The following is a 14,633-nucleotide window of genomic DNA, read 5'->3' as shown; positions in this document are numbered from 1 at the left end:
ATGCAAGGGGCGCAGCCCCGGCCTTTCAGGGGCGCGGGGAACTGCGCGAGAAGCCCCACGCGCCCGCAGACAACCTCACTCGCAGCTCACCCCATGCGTCTCCCACGCCGGAAACGGGTCGTCGAAGGCCACCCCGGCCCGCACCTCGCCCTCCGTCACCAGGCACCCCGCGAGAGCCGCCCGCAGGGCATCCCCCCGCAACCCCGTCCCGATGAACACCAACTCCTGCGCGAACGGAGCCTCTTCATCCTGCGCGGCCGTCGGTTCGAAGCGGGCCACCGACCCGGCCTGCGACCACAGCCCGACGACCCCGGTCCGCCCGGCGAGCGTGAAGAACCCCTTCGACCGCAGCACCTGCCCGAACGCGCCGCTGTCCAGCCCCTCGGTCACGAAGTCCCACAAACGCACGGGATGGAAGGGCCGTTCGGAGCGGAAGACGGTCGACGAGATGCCGTACTCCTCGGTCTCCGGCACATGCTCCCCGTTCAGCTCCCGCACCCACCCGGGCGCCTGCTGAGCCCGTTCGAGATCGAACGCCCGCGTGCCGAGCACCTCCCCGACCCGGATCCGCCCATGGCTGACCGGCACGATCCGCGCCGCCGGATTGAGCCGCGCCAGGGTCGCCGCGAGCCGCTCGGCGGTCGCCGTGTCCACCAGGTCGGTCTTGTTGAGCACGATCACGTCGGCGAACTCCACCTGGTCCATGAGCAGATCGCTCACGGTGCGCTCGTCGTCCTCGTACTGGTCGAGCCCCCGCGCCACCAGTTCGTCGCCACCCGCGAGCTCCGGCAGGAAGTTCACCGCGTCGACGACCGTGACCATGGTGTCGAGCCGGGCGAGATCCCCGAGCGTGGCGCCGTCGTCGCGCGCGAAGGCGAACGTCGCCGCGACGGGCATGGGTTCGCTGATCCCGGAGCTCTCGATCAGCAGGTAGTCGAAACGACCCTCCCGCGCCAGCCGGTCCACCTCCTCCAGCAGATCGTCGCGCAGGGTGCAGCAGATGCACCCGTTGGTCATCTCGACGAGCCGCTCCTCGGTGCGGGACAGCGCCGCCTCGCCCCCGCGCACGAGCGCGGCGTCGATGTTGACCTCGCTCATGTCGTTGACGATGACCGCGACGCGGAGTCCCTCGCGGTTGCCGAGGACATGGTTGAGCAGGGTGGTCTTGCCGGCGCCGAGGAACCCGGACAGGACGGTGACGGGCAGGCGTTCGTGGAGCGTGGTCACGGCCTCAGCCCTCGGGGTGGATCAGCCCGCGCTCGTACGCCTTCAGCAGCCGCTGCGGTACGAGGTGGGTGGTGCCGTCGACCGTGAACGGCACCAGCTGGGGCGTGCTCGCCTTCCACTGGGCGCGACGGTGGCGGGTGTTGCTGCGGGACATCTTCCGCTTGGGTACGGCCATGGGGTCCTCCTCCACAGGGTGATGGACCGGAACGCTACATGAAAATGGATCCCATTACTAAAATTGGGATCCGGAGGCCGTGAGCAACCGCGGGCCGGGCGCCGTATGGGAGGAAAGGGTCGAACAGGCCCGCTCAGCGCAGCCGTTCCCTACGGAGGTACCGTCCCCCGTGGCCACAACCAAGGAAGAAGCCCCCCACCGCGGCCGGCATCTCGACCCACCCCTGCTGCTCACCATGCTGCTGGTCCTCGCGGTGGTGGCGCAGGCCCCCCTGCGGGGCCTGCTGTCCGCGCCCGTGACCCAGAGCTGGATGACCGTGTTCGTCGCGGTGGTCGTGCAGGCCCTGCCGTTCCTGGTCATCGGGGTGCTGCTGTCGGCGGCCATCGCGGTGTTCGTGCCCGCGTCGTTCTTCGTCCGCGCGCTGCCGAAGCGGCCCGCCCTGGCGGTCCCGGCGGCGGGCGTGGCAGGGGTGGTGCTGCCGGGCTGCGAGTGCGCCTCGGTGCCGGTCGCGGGCGCCCTCGTACGCCGGGGTGTGACGCCCGCGGCGGCGCTCGCCTTCCTGCTCTCCGCCCCCGCGATCAACCCGATCGTGCTGACCGCGACCGCCGTGGCGTTCCCGGGGAACCCCGAGATGGTGCTGGCCAGGCTGGTGGCGAGCCTGCTGGTGGCGTGTGCGATGGGCTGGCTGTGGCAGCGGGTGGGCCGCGGCGAATGGATGCGCCCGCCGGAACGGCCGTCCTACGAGGGGCAGAGCAAGGGCGCGGCCTTCTGGGGCTCGGTGCGGCACGACGTGATGCACGCGGGCGGGTTCCTGGTCGTCGGCGCGATGGCGGCGGCCACGCTCAAGGCCGTCGTCCCGGCGAGCTGGCTGAACGCCGCCGCCGACAACCCGGCGATCGCGATCCTCGCCCTCGCCGTCCTGGCCGTACTGCTGTCGATCTGCTCGGAGGCGGACGCGTTCGTCGCGGCCTCCCTCACCCAGTTCTCCCTGACCTCCCGGCTGGCCTTCCTGGTCGTCGGTCCGATGATCGACCTGAAACTCTTCGCCATGCAGACCGCCACCTTCGGCCGCGCGTTCGCGCTCCGCTTCGCCCCCGCCACCTTCACCCTCGCGATCCTGGTGTCGGCCCTCGTCGGGGCGGTGCTGCTGTGAACCGCCAGGCCCAGACCGTCGTCCTGTTCCTCACCGGCGGAGCCCTGCTGCACGCCGGCTTCACCGACCTCTACCTCCGCTACGTCAAGGCCGGCCTGCGCCCTCTCCTCATAGGCGCGGGCATCGTCCTGATCACCGCCGCCGTCGCCACGCTCTGGTACGAACGCCGGGCACGACGCCAGAGCGACGGCCGGCCCACACGGGACCACCCGGACACCCCCGACGAGCCGCACACCCACGCCGACGAGCCGCATGCCCACGAGCCGCATGCCGACCAGTCGCCCGCAGCCGAACCGCACGCCCACCGCGAACCCCGGGTCTCCTGGCTCCTCGTCCTCCCGCTCCTCGCCCTCGTCCTGGTCGCCCCGCCCGCCGCCGGTTCCTACACCGCGATGCGCACCGGCACGGCACTCCAGGAGCAGCCCTGGGGCTATCCGACGCTCCCCGCCGACGGCACCCTCCGCCTGAGCGTCGCCGACTACGCGGGCCGCGCGGTCTACGACAAGGGGCGGGCCCTCGCGGGCCGCACGCTCAAGGTCACGGGCTTCCTCGCCTTCGACGACTCCGGCCGGCCGTATCTGGTCCGCATGGCCCTCAACTGCTGCGCCGCGGACGCCCAGCCCGTCAAGATCGCCCTCACCGGCGAGCTCCCCGCCGTCCTCCAGCCCGACACCTGGATCGAGGTCACCGGCACCTACACACCGAAGCGGACCGAGGACCCCCTCAACGGCACCGCCGTCCCCTACCTCCAGGTCACGACGACCAAGCCGGTCAAGGCACCGCAGGACCCGTACGACGAGGCCTGGAACGGCTGAGACGGGCGGGGGAGGGAAGAGCGCGGGGGCGAGGGGCCAGTGCGCGGGGGCGAAGCCCCGGCGGGCATGAAAGGGCCCGGTCGCTGGCGACGGGGGATGCACCAGCGACCGGGCTATGGCCAAGGCTAACAAGGCTGTTCGCGCGACGGGACCCGACTGGTCGATAGCGTTGACAAGTTGTGATCGGTATCACGCGACAGCCCGGGCCCCTCCACTCACCCCCGGCCCCGCCCAGCAGGCCGGACGGGACCGGCGAGAACCGGGAAAAGAGCTGCTCAGAGAGGGTTCAGGAACCCTCGCACGGTGGCTCGTACGACAGTCGGGGCAGGTACTCGTCCCACTTCTCCCGCGTGAGCACCCCGCGTGTCGACGAGCAGATGTGCCGTACGGCGTCGTCGACGTCCAGATTCCACAGCCGTACGGTGTCGGCGCCGCTGGAGACACCGAGCATGTCGCTCTTCGGGCTGAAGGACAGGAACTGTCCCGTCTTGGCGTTGGGGCTCATCGCCCGGCCGATGGGGGAGGCGTCGGCGGGGCGGGAGACGTCCCAGAGGTGGACGGTGCTGTCGTTGCCACCGCTGGCCAGGGTCCGCCCGTCCGGGCTGAAGGTCAGCGAGACGATCGCCTCGGTGTGGCCGACGAGCGGCGCGCCCAGGCGCCTCGCCTCGCGGGGGTCGGAGACGTCCCAGAGCCGGACCTTGTCGTCGCCACCGCCACTGGCCAGCGTCCTGCCGTCCGGGCTGTAGACGAGATCGCTGACCGCGCCGCGGTGGGCGGTCAGGGGCCCGCCGAGCCGTGTGGACCGGGCCGGGTCCGCCACGTCCCACAGCCGGATGGTGCCGTCCGCGCTGCCGCTGGCGAGGGTCCGGCCGTCGGGGCTGAAGCCCAGGGCGAGGATGTAGCCCTTGTGGCCGGTGAGGGGCTTGCCGAGCGGGACCACGTGCGACGGGTCGCCGACGTCCCACAGCTGCACGTCGTGGTCACCGTAGGAGGTGGCCAGCACACGCCCGTCCGGGCTGTAGGCCTGCGCGTCCGTGTACCGGATCCGCAGCGGGAGCGGCGACCCCCGCAGCACCGGCCGGGCCGGGTCGCCGACGTCCCACAGATACAGCGCCCGGTTCCCGGCGACGATCGAGAGGGTGCGGCCGTCCGGGGAGAACGACAGGGAACGGTTGCCGCTGTCCTTCAGCGTGAACGCCTTCCCCAGCAGCACGGGCCGACCGGGCTCCGCCACGTTCCACAACCGGATCCGGCCGTCGCGCCCGGCGGTGGCCAGCACCCGACCGTCCGGCCGGAACACCCCGTTGCGGCCGACCATGTCGGAGGTCGGCAGCGCCCACAGCCGGACCTTGCTGTCGCCGCTCCCGGTGGCGAGGGTCCGGCCGTCCGGGCTGAACCCCAGGGCGAACATCTCCCCGCTCGCCCCGGCCAGCGGCTCGCCGACCTGCGACGGGTACGCCGGGTCCTCCACATTCCACAGACTCGCCGTACTGTCCGCGCTGGCGGCGGCGAGCGTCCTGCCGTCCGGGCTGAAGGCCACGGACCAGATGGGACCGGTGTGCCCGGTGAGCGGCGCGCCGAGCGCACTCGCCCGCCGAGGCTCGGTCACGTCCCAGAGCCGGACGGTGTTGTCCGAACTGCCGCTGGCCAGCGTCCGCCCGTCGGGACTGAAGGCCAGCGAGTGCACCAGACTCGTATGGCCCTTGAGCACGGTGCCCAGCGCGCGCGGCGCACGCGGATCGGCCACGTCCCACAACCGGATCGTGTTGTCGTCGCCCCCGGTCGCCAGGGTCTTCCCGTCCGGGCCGAACGCGACGGCGCGTACGGGAGCGCTGTGCCCGGTGAGGGGCGCGCCGATCTCCTTCGCGTGCGCCGGATCGCTCACGTCCCACAGCCGTACGGTGTGGTCCTCGCCCACGGAGGCCAGGGTCTTCCCGTCCGGGCTGAAGGCGATCAGGAAGATCGTGCCGTCGTGGCCGGTCAGCGGTGCGCCCAGCGCGCGCGGCGCACGCGGGTCCCGCACGTCCCACATACGGATCGTGCCGTCGTCGCCAGCGCTGGCGAGGGTACGGCCGTCCGGCGCGAAGACCGCGCTGCTCACCCAGCTGGTGTGCCCGGTCAGGGGTTTGGCCAGGGCTTTGGGCCGGGACGGGTCCGCCACGTCCCACAGCCGTACGGACCGGTCGTAGCTGGCGGTGGCCAGGTACTTCCCGTCGGGGCTGAAGGAGGTGAGGTAGACGGCACCGCCGTGGCCGAGGAGAGGGGTGGCGAGGGGCGCGTTGACGATCGAGACGAGCCGGTTGCCGGTGCCCTCGTCGTCGGGCCGCAGCTCGTGCGCCACCAGGTCGAGCTGGGCGGACAGCGACGGATCGGAGAACTGGACCCGATCGGCCTGGGCGACCACCTGCTCGAACACCGCGTCGTTGCGCTGCTGCCAGGCGACCACCGCCGAGCCGACGGCGACCAGGGCGAACGCCACCAGCGCCGCCACGGCACTCCGCCGGATCCGGACGGTACGCCGCCGCAGCCGGACCGAGGCGGCCAGGAACTCCACCGCGCTACGGGTCAGGAAGGCGCCCCCGGCGCCCCCGGCGGCCCCGGCGGCCCCGGTGTCGGCGGTGTCGGCGGTGCCGCTGGGGTGCCTGGCGCGCCCGTCCCCGCCACTCCGCCCCTTGCCGTCGGCACGGCCGGCACGGCCGTCCCTGCCGGTGCTCCCTGCGCTCCCTGTGCTCCCTGCGTTCCCTGTGCCTCCGGCGTTGCTGGTGGACTGCGCCCAGGTGTGCGCCTGTTCGAGGCGCGAGCCCCGGTAGAGCAGCGAGGAGTCCCGCCCGGAGTCCTCCCAGGCGCGGCCGTCCTCCTCCAGCCGCTGCCGCAGCAGATGGTCGTTGCGGCCCTCGTCGATCCACCCCCGCAGGCGCGGCCAGGCGTGCAGCAGCGCCTCATGGGTGATCTCCACGGTCTCCGCGTCCAGCGTCAGCAGCCGGGCGCGGGCCATCGCCTCCAGCGACTCCTCGGTCTTCGCCGGGTCCGCCGAACCGTCCGCGAGCTGCCGCCGGGTGCCCCGGCGCCGGGTGGCCTGGGTGTCCTCGCCCAGCCGGACCAGCCGCAGCAACAGCAGCCGCGCCGCCGCGCGGGCAGCCGGGTCCAGCCCCGACCAGGCCCGCTCGGCGGTGGCCGCCACCGCGCCCTGGATACCGCCGGCCGCCCGGTAACCGGCCAGCGTCAACCGGCCCGCCTTCCGCCGCTGCCACGTCACGAGCAGGGCGTGCGACAGCAAGGGAAGCACGCCCGCGTCGTGCGCCCCGCGCGGCCCGTCCGCGCTCACCTCGCGCACGATCAGCTCGGCCAGCCCCGGTTCCAGCTCCAGCCCCACGGCCTTGGCCGGGCCGGTCACCGCCTCCCGCAGTTCCGCCGTGGTCAACGGCCCCAGCACCATGTGCCGGTGCTGCAGGGCGTCGGCCAGCTCCGGATAGCCGAGGCACTGCTCGAAGAAGTCGGCCCGTACGCCCAGCACCACGACCAGGGGTGCCACCCCGCCCTCCTCCCCGGGCGAGCAGGCCGCGCTGAGCACCTGCACGAACGTCCGCCGGTCCGCCTCGTCGGAGGAGAGCGTGAAGGTTTCCTCGAACTGGTCGACGATCAGGACGGGGCGGAGGGGGGCGGGGGTGGCGGCGCTCCCGGTCTCGCCGGCGCTGCTGCCGGTGCCGGTGCCGGTGCCGGTGTCGGCGCTGTCGTGGCTGCCGGTGCCGTGGCTGGTGATGTCGCGGCTGTCCCTGGTCTCGCCGTCGCGGGTCTCGGTCCCGCGTCGCCGTGCCCACGCCGCGACCGCATCCCGTACCGCCTCGGCGAACATCGGCGTACCGGGTTCGTAGGCGGCGGACACGACCTGCGCCAGCTCCGGTATATGACGGGTCAACTCCCCGACCGGATCGGCTCCCGGTACGAGCTGGAGCACATCACCGGCCCTACGCCCACCGGCGGAGCCCGTGCTCCCGAGGCCCGTGCTCCCGACGCCCGCGCTCCCGACGCCCGCGCTCCGCCGGCTGTTGCCGCCGTCACCGTCCGACTCCAGGGCGCCGCCGCGCACGGCGGGCACGAGTCCGGCGTTGAGCAGGGAGGACTTCCCGGCGCCCGAGGCACCCACGAGCATGACCAGACCGCCGGTGCGCCCCGCCGCACGCAACTGCTCGACGAGCGCGTCGGTGCTCCGCTCCCGCCCGAAGAACCAACGGGCGTCCTGCTGCCGGTACGAGGCCAGCCCCCGGTAGGGGCAGACACCACCGGGGAGGGAGGCGCCGTCGCCGGGAGGCTGCTCGTCCGTGACGGTACCCGACGCGGCGGTGGCGGCGCCGGACGCGGAGTCCCCGGGGCGCTCCCCGGCGGGATCGGCCAGGGCCCGCTCCCAGAGCCGCTGCCACTGGGCCATGTCGTACAGCCCCTTGGAGACCGGAACGGGTCGTGCCCGTCGTGCCTCGGGGATCAGCACGTGCAGGACGGCGGCGAGGGCGGCGAACTGCGCGGGCACGTTCCGGGCTCGTCGCCAGTCACTGATCCGCTGGGCCGAGACCCGCACGGGGCGCCCGCGCTCGTCGACCCGCTGCAGCCGGACGACCGACTCGGAGACGCTCTTGAGGGGAGGGTTGCCCGCTTCCTTGTACAGCAGCGCGAGACGTTCCGCGAAGGCCGTGCGTGCCTCTGAGTCGTGACTCAAGGCATCTACCCCTTACCTTCCCCCGCTTACGTGGACATCCGGACCGGAAAACTCGGCTTACTGGTCTGACCTGCGGAAATGCCGCCACCGGACGCCAGAGCCCTCCTCTTCCACCAGCCCCCACTGGCAGGATCTGGCCCAAGCCGCCCACGCCGGTGCACGCCCCGCAGGGGACACCGGCGTAGCGCCCGCAAATCCGATCCATCATGCCGCACGCTTCCGGCCACCCTGGGCGAAGCCCCCTGGCCACCCTCCTCGGTCCACGTCCCCAAGCGTGGACCGACACCCCGCACCGTTCGGCACCGGTCCCCACGTGGGGAGGGACCGGTGCCGAACGAGGCGCCCAAGGCGCCGACGCGTACACGGGGAATGAAATGAACTGAGGGCGAGGAAGCGGAAGCGGAATCGGCTCCGAGGTGGCCGGGCCCACCCCCGCGGAACCCGGCCACCGGCTGGGAGCTCTCATGGCCCGCGCCGAAGACAGCCGATCGGAGCCATGGAACACTCTGGTGTGAGTGACCCCCGTAGAACGTACACCGTAGTTGTGGTCGATCGTCAACTAAAGTTGATGAGAAGCCACGACGTTCCGCGCTCACACACACCAGAGTGGACACAGCGGCTATCAGGACAAGGACGAACCGGACGTGACAGACGACGAGCCGCGCACCTTCGCGCAGTTGCTGGACCACCTCTTCCAGGAGGTCCACCCTGCGGGTCGCGGGCCCTACACGTACGCCGAGGTCGCGGAAGGGATCCGAGAGGCTTCGGGGGAGGAGGGCAAGGGGCTCACCGCGAGCGCCATCCAGCAACTGCGCACCGGCACCAAGAAGAACCCCACGAGGCACACGATCAAGGCTCTGGCCGACTTCTTCGGCGTGCCCGCGGGCTACTTCGTCGACGAGAAGGCCGCCGAACGCACCCGAGCGGAGATCGCCGTCCTCGCCGCCATGCGGGACCAGAACGTCCGCACGGTCGCCCTGCGGGCCAACGGCCTGAGCGCGGAGACCCTCCAGATGGTCACAGCGGTGATCGAGCAGGCCCGCATCCTGGAAGGCCTCCCCGGCGACACGCTGCCACCCGACCTCGACCTGGACAATTAGTTACCGCGGGGCTGCGGGGCTGCGGGGCTGCGGCGGTGCTGGGCTGCGGGGCCGACGAGCGGCGCTCGGCAACGGGGGTGGCGGTCAGTGGCTGACGGCCAGTGGCTTGGCGACCGGGTACGGGCGACCGGGTATCGGCGACCGGCGGCCGACTCGCCCGGGGCCGAGTGAAGGCTCTCCCGGCCCCAACCCCTGCGCCAACCCTGCCCCAATCCTGCGCCGACCCCTGACCCGCACCCGCACCCGGACCCGGTGAAGCGCGCCTTCGCCACCGACATCCCACGCTCGGCGGCCGCCTCCGGGGCCGGCGACCGGCGGATGGCCAGCTCACCCAGGACCCGGCGACCAGCCTCAGTTGCGGATTCTGCCCCCGCCCCACCCCGCCCAGCCCAGCCTCCGGCTCTTGCTCCTGCCCCTCAACTCAACCCTGGCGGCCTCCAGCAGCCGACCGACGACGCTGCCGGCACCGGACCCGGCACGGCGCCGGCACGACACCGACACGGCATCGATCGCGGCACCACCCGCTGATCCCCGAACGCGAGATCCGGCCATTCGGCCACAGCCCGGAGATTCCCTTGGACCGGCCTACGCGTTCGCCTAAGCTTTCGAACGATTCGGTGCCGGGGATCCCGGATCGCACTCCGGCCTTACGGGGTCACGCCGTCGGCGGCCAGACCCGAGCAACGTCAGGACCGGACATGGACCTTGAGCGGTTACGCCGCGCGTGCGAGGAACGCGTGGACGCGCTTCACCTCCCCCACCGCTTCAACACCCGGGACCTCTGCGACGCCGTGGCGGAGAAGCGCGGCCGTCCGATCATCCTCAGACCGCTGAGCACCCTCGGCGCGATCGACGCCCCCTGCGGGATCCGCCTGGAGACACCCGACGCGGATCTCCTCTTCTACGAGGAGGGAACGTCCGCCCTGCACCAGAACCACATCCTCGCCCACGAGGTCAGCCACATCATCTGCGACCACCCGGGCACGCTGGAGCTGGACCCCGAGGCCTTCCGGGCCCTCGGCTTCAACCCCACCCTCGTCCAGCGGATGAACGGACGCACCAGCTACTCCACGGACGACGAACGCGAGGCCGAGACGATGGCCACCGTCATCCGACAGCACATCTACCGCGGACGCGAGTTACCTCCCCGCGAGCCCGAGAAGGGCGCCGAACGCTGGGAGGCCCTGTTCGCCAAACCCACCAGAAAGGGCCGTCGGCGCCGATGATCGACCTCTTGTTCGCAGGCGTGGCCCTCGTGCTGCTGCTCGCCGCCGGCTACTGGGTCCGGGGCCGTGGCGGCCACCGGCCGACCGGCACCTGGGCCATGGCCGCACTGCTCGTCTCCTTCGCCTGCGCCTTCGGCTCGTACGTGTCCGTCGTGGAGAACGCCGTCGAAAGCATCGTCCCCGACGGCGGGCGGCTGCTCAGCAACTCCTTCACCCTGGCCGCCGCGACCGCCGTGCTCGCGTTCATGCTCCAACTCGATCTGGAACCCGACGAGGCCCGGCGGAGCATCCGACGGCGCGTGCTCTTCCTCGGCATCTCCGTCACCGGCATGACGGTGCTGTTCACCGCCAGCCGACTGAACGACGACTCGCCCCAGCTGTACGCGCTCTACGTCCTGATCTACATCACCTACCTCAGCGTCACCGCGAAGGACTTCGGCAAGCAGACCTGGAAGCAGGCCGGTCACTCCCGCCGCAGGAGCCAGCGCGTCGGACTGCGCATCACCGCCGTGGGCTGCGTCTTCGCACTGCTGTACGCGGCCTACAAGGTGTTCGGCCTGGTCTCCATCGGTCTCGAACTGAACCTCCTGCCGCACGGCGTCCGCTGCTCGACGCCCATCAGCCCCGTCCGCTGCGTGTTCAGCGTGACGGCCCCGGCGCTGGCCGTGCTCCTCATCACCCTGGGGCTCACGCTCCCGGCGGTCGTCTGGCCGTTCAGCCAGTTCCTGCGCCGTCGCTGGGAGACGAGGTCGTTCGCCGCGCTGGCGCCCCTCTGGAAAGACATCACCGACACGACCCCCGAAGTCGTCCTGGCCTCGGAGGGCTCGCAGCAGGTGGACGACTCCGACTTCCTCCTCCACCGCCGGGTGATCGAGATCAACGACGGCGTACTCGCCCTCCGCCCCCACCGCTCGGAGCGCGTTCGGGAAAGCGCCGAACGGGCCGTCGCCGCACGCGGCCTGGCAGGTACGCCGGAAGGCGACGCGATCGTGGAGGCCGCGATCCTCCGCGCAGCCGTCCACGCGAAGCGAACCGGAACCCGATCCGTGACCGGACCTCCATCGATGACCGGCACCCCATTGACGACCGGCACCCCATTGACGACCGGCACCCAATTGACGACCGGAACCCGACCGGGCGACCTCCGTGCCGAGACCGAATGGCTGCTCCTGGTAGCCCACGCATACACCCAGAACGACACCCGCACCCTCACCCCCACCACCGAACCCTTGACACCGTCCGGAACGGACCCCCGAACGTGACCGACCCGCCCCACCCGCCCCATTCGTCCCATTCGTCCCACCCGCCCAACCCGTCCCGCCCAACGCAGCCCCACCCAACCCCATCGGGACCCTCGGCCACCGACCCACTGCAGGACCCCACCTTCTTCGCCGACCCCTACCCGACCTACGCCCGCCTCCGAGACGCGGCACCGGTACACAAGGTGCCCACCGGTTCAGGGGGAGGCCGCCACAGCTACGTGGTCACGGGCTACGCCGAGGCCCGGGAGGCCTTCACCGACCCCCGCCTCTCGAAGGACACCGCGAGGTTCTTCGCAGGCCGGCCGTCGCAGCGCGATCTCCATCCGGCCGTCTCCCGGAACATGCTCGCCACCGACCCTCCGGAACACGCCCGGCTACGGGCGCTGGTGACGAAGGCGTTCACCACGGGGGCGGTGGCGCGGCTGCGCCCCTACATCTCTTCCCTGGTCGACGAGTTGCTCGACGCCTGGCCGGACCACGGAACAGTGGACCTGATCGCCGACCTCGCGGTACCGCTCCCCGTCACGGTCATCTGCGAGCTGCTCGGGGTGCCCGAGTCCGACCGCGCGTCCGTACGCACCTGGTCGAGCGACCTGTTCGCCGCCGGAGACCCGCAGCGGATCGACGCTGCCTCCCACGCCGTCGGCGAGTACATGACCGCCCTCGTCGCCGCCAAGCGCACCGCGCCCGGCGACAGCCTGCTCGACGACCTCATCGCCGTACGTGACGGCCAGGACCGCCTGTCCGAGGACGAACTCGTCTCGCTCGCCGCACTCCTGCTGGTGGCCGGCCACGAGACCACCACCAACTTCATCGGCAACGCCGCCCTGGCCCTCCTACGGCACCCGGAGTCGCTCGCGCGCCTGAGGGCCGAGCCGCAGCTCCTCGGTGGAGCGCTGGACGAGTTGCTGCGCTACGACTCACCCGTCGGGATCGCGACGTTCCGCTTCAGCACCGAGGCGCTGACGCTCGGCGGCACCGAGATCCCCGAAGGCGTGCCGGTCCTCATCGCACCCGGCGCCGCCAACCGCGACCCCGCCCGCTTCCCCGACCCCGACCGCCTGGACCTCACCCGCGGCGCCACCGGTCACCTCGCCTTCGGCCACGGCATCCACCGCTGCCTGGGAGCCCCCTTGGCCCGAGCCGAAGCCGAACTCGCCCTGCGCGGCGTCATCACCCGCTACCCCCACGCCGCCCTGGCGACCCCCACCGAAACCCTCCCTTGGCGCCACACCCGCCTGACCCGAGGCCTGGCGTCCCTGCCCCTCACCCTTCGAGATCACCCCAAGTGAGCGTGGTCTCAAGCAGCAATTCGCCGCAACGCCAAAGCCCCTCCCCGTCGTACTGACACACATGGATGCAACCCACGAACACAACGAAGAAATCGAGGAGTTGGCGCTCCTGCTGACGCGCCTCAAGGAGCGCTCGCACCGCAGTTACGCGGCACTGGCCGGCCGTCTGGACATGAACGCCTCCACGCTGCACCGATACTGCGCCGGCGAGGCGGTCCCCCTGGACTTCAACACGGTCAAGCGGTTCGCCGCACTCTGCGATGCCTCGCCCGAGGAACTCGTGGAGCTGCACCGCCGCTGGATCCTGGCAGTCGCCGCACGACAACGCCCACGCCGAACCGCGGCCCGTCAAGCACGCGCGGAGGCGAGGAGACAGACTTCCCACGCCACCGGGAGCACCGCCACCGCACCGATCGCATCGCCAAGCCACACCGACCCGCCGAACGAGGCACCCGACCCGACCGCGCGGACCGCCCCGGCCGCGCAGACCGCCCCGAGCCCGCAGCCCACCCCGTCGCCGGCCACTAACCCTGACCCGATCCCATCGTCCGACGCCACCCCCGCACCCACCCCCGCACCCACCTCATCGCCCGACCGGCGCCACGAAGCCGCACCCACCCCACGACACCCCACCCCACGACAGCCCACCCCACGAAGCCTCACCCCCCGACGCCCCGCCCGACCACGCTCCCCCCGACCTCACCCCCTCCGATCCATCGCACTCGCGGTCACGCTCGCCGTCACGTGCGCCGGCCTCACCACATCCGCCGCCGGACCGACCTCCGGTGGCGGCGAACCGACGGCCTCGGCCCGCGTCGCACCGAAACCCTGGGCATCGGCCACCCCCGGCAGCAGCCCCGGACCCGCTGCCACACCCTCCCCGGGCGCAGGTGAGCCATCGACCTCGGCCGGCCCCACGACGAAGACGTCAGGGCCGACCATGATGCCCACCGGCGACAGCAGCCCTCCTGACAACCGGGCGAGCGCGGACACGACCGCACGCCCACCCACGGTCCCCCTCACCTGGACGGCCGACTCCCACGTCTGGAGACCCGAATGCGACCATGACTACGTCATCGCCAAGCCCCCACGGCAGGTCCCGCCGCCCCCCGCCCCGCAGGACGCCGCCGTGTGGGCCACGTCCCTGGGGGCGGTCCACGGGCGTACCACCCATCTGCGGATCACGGTCCAGGGAAGCGGCTCCGCCCCCGTCACCCTCGAAGGAGTGCGGGTGCGGGTGGTCAGCCGCTCCGCCCCCACTGCCTCCACCGCTTCCAAGGGCATCGCCTACTCCATGTACGAAGGCTGCGGCGCCATCCTGATCCCCCGCCACTTCTCGGTGGACCTCGACGCGCACCGCCCCCTGGCCCGTTCGCTCCCGGGAAACCAGACGGACAACCCGGACCCGGCCCTCGACTTCCCCTATCGGGTGTCCCTGCGGGAGCCGGAGGTCCTGCTGCTCTCCGCACGCACCGACTCCTGCACCTGCGACTGGTACGTGGACCTCGACTGGTCCTCACAGGGCCGCAAGGGAACGGTGCGCATCGACGACCACGGCCGCCCCTTCCGCACCACCACCATCAAGGGCCTACCGCACTACTGGTACCAAGACGCCGGCTGGGTCCCCACGACCTCAGCCGAGGCCGAATCGGAGACCGGCGACTGACACCCC

Annotated in this window: 10 protein-coding genes and 1 pseudogene; 8 read left to right on the top strand and 3 right to left on the bottom strand. The window is 72.0% G+C overall.

Annotation, left to right across the window (positions count from 1 at the left end; genetic code table 11):
- Positions 1 to 75: 75 nt before the first annotated feature.
- Together ACZ9QC_RS18190 and rpmF are read right to left on the bottom strand one after the other, a co-directional pair.
- A complete protein-coding gene (locus ACZ9QC_RS18190; protein WP_472921067.1) occupies positions 76 to 1,227 on the bottom strand; it encodes a GTP-binding protein in 1,152 nt (383 codons plus the stop codon).
- A 4-nt stretch (positions 1,228 to 1,231) separates the two neighbouring features.
- Positions 1,232 to 1,402, bottom strand: a complete 171-nt coding sequence (gene rpmF / locus ACZ9QC_RS18185) for a 50S ribosomal protein L32 (protein ID WP_033524576.1) — start codon at positions 1,400 to 1,402, stop codon at positions 1,232 to 1,234.
- A gap of 169 nt (positions 1,403 to 1,571) precedes the next feature.
- Between rpmF and ACZ9QC_RS18180 the strand changes: the two genes are divergently transcribed.
- A complete protein-coding gene (locus tag ACZ9QC_RS18180) occupies positions 1,572 to 2,555 on the top strand; it encodes a permease (protein WP_316726685.1) in 984 nt (327 codons plus the stop codon).
- A complete protein-coding gene (locus tag ACZ9QC_RS18175) occupies positions 2,552 to 3,370 on the top strand; it encodes a TIGR03943 family putative permease subunit (protein ID WP_472921066.1) in 819 nt (272 codons plus the stop codon). Before ACZ9QC_RS18180 ends, ACZ9QC_RS18175 begins: the two co-directional genes overlap by 4 nt.
- A gap of 286 nt (positions 3,371 to 3,656) precedes the next feature.
- On the opposite strand, the gene ACZ9QC_RS18170 is transcribed toward ACZ9QC_RS18175, so the two are convergent.
- Positions 3,657 to 8,081 (bottom strand): nSTAND1 domain-containing NTPase, encoded by a 4,425-nt coding sequence (locus ACZ9QC_RS18170; RefSeq protein WP_472921065.1) that lies wholly within the window; start codon positions 8,079 to 8,081, stop codon positions 3,657 to 3,659.
- Positions 8,082 to 8,725: 644 nt separating this feature from the next.
- Here ACZ9QC_RS18170 and ACZ9QC_RS18165 point away from each other — a divergent pair.
- From ACZ9QC_RS18165 to ACZ9QC_RS18140, 6 genes and pseudogenes are all read left to right on the top strand, one after another.
- The gene (locus ACZ9QC_RS18165) at positions 8,726 to 9,181 is read left to right on the top strand and encodes a Secondary metabolite protein (protein WP_472921064.1); all 456 of its coding nucleotides are present in this window, start codon (positions 8,726 to 8,728) and stop codon (positions 9,179 to 9,181) included.
- Between the two features lie 737 nt (positions 9,182 to 9,918).
- Entirely contained in the window at positions 9,919 to 10,407 is a 489-nt protein-coding gene (locus tag ACZ9QC_RS18160) for a M48 family metalloprotease (protein ID WP_230215982.1), read from the top strand.
- A complete protein-coding gene (locus ACZ9QC_RS18155; protein WP_472921063.1) occupies positions 10,404 to 11,669 on the top strand; it encodes an MAB_1171c family putative transporter in 1,266 nt (421 codons plus the stop codon). Before ACZ9QC_RS18160 ends, ACZ9QC_RS18155 begins: the two co-directional genes overlap by 4 nt.
- A gap of 107 nt (positions 11,670 to 11,776) precedes the next feature.
- Positions 11,777 to 12,961, top strand: coding sequence for a cytochrome P450 family protein (locus ACZ9QC_RS18150; RefSeq protein WP_472921727.1), 1,185 nt, complete (start codon positions 11,777 to 11,779; stop codon positions 12,959 to 12,961).
- Positions 12,962 to 13,022: 61 nt separating this feature from the next.
- Positions 13,023 to 13,190: pseudogene (locus tag ACZ9QC_RS18145) on the top strand (helix-turn-helix domain-containing protein); the annotation flags it as partial.
- Between the two features lie 711 nt (positions 13,191 to 13,901).
- Positions 13,902 to 14,627 carry a hypothetical protein gene (locus tag ACZ9QC_RS18140; protein WP_472922005.1) on the top strand — a complete coding sequence of 242 codons (726 nt, stop codon included), beginning with the start codon at positions 13,902 to 13,904 and terminating at the stop codon, positions 14,625 to 14,627.
- Positions 14,628 to 14,633 lie beyond the last annotated feature (6 nt).

The organism is Streptomyces sp. HUAS MS02 (assembly GCF_055702265.1).
Note: the sequence above shows the minus strand (reverse complement) of the source record. Positions and strands in the feature narration are given on the sequence as shown.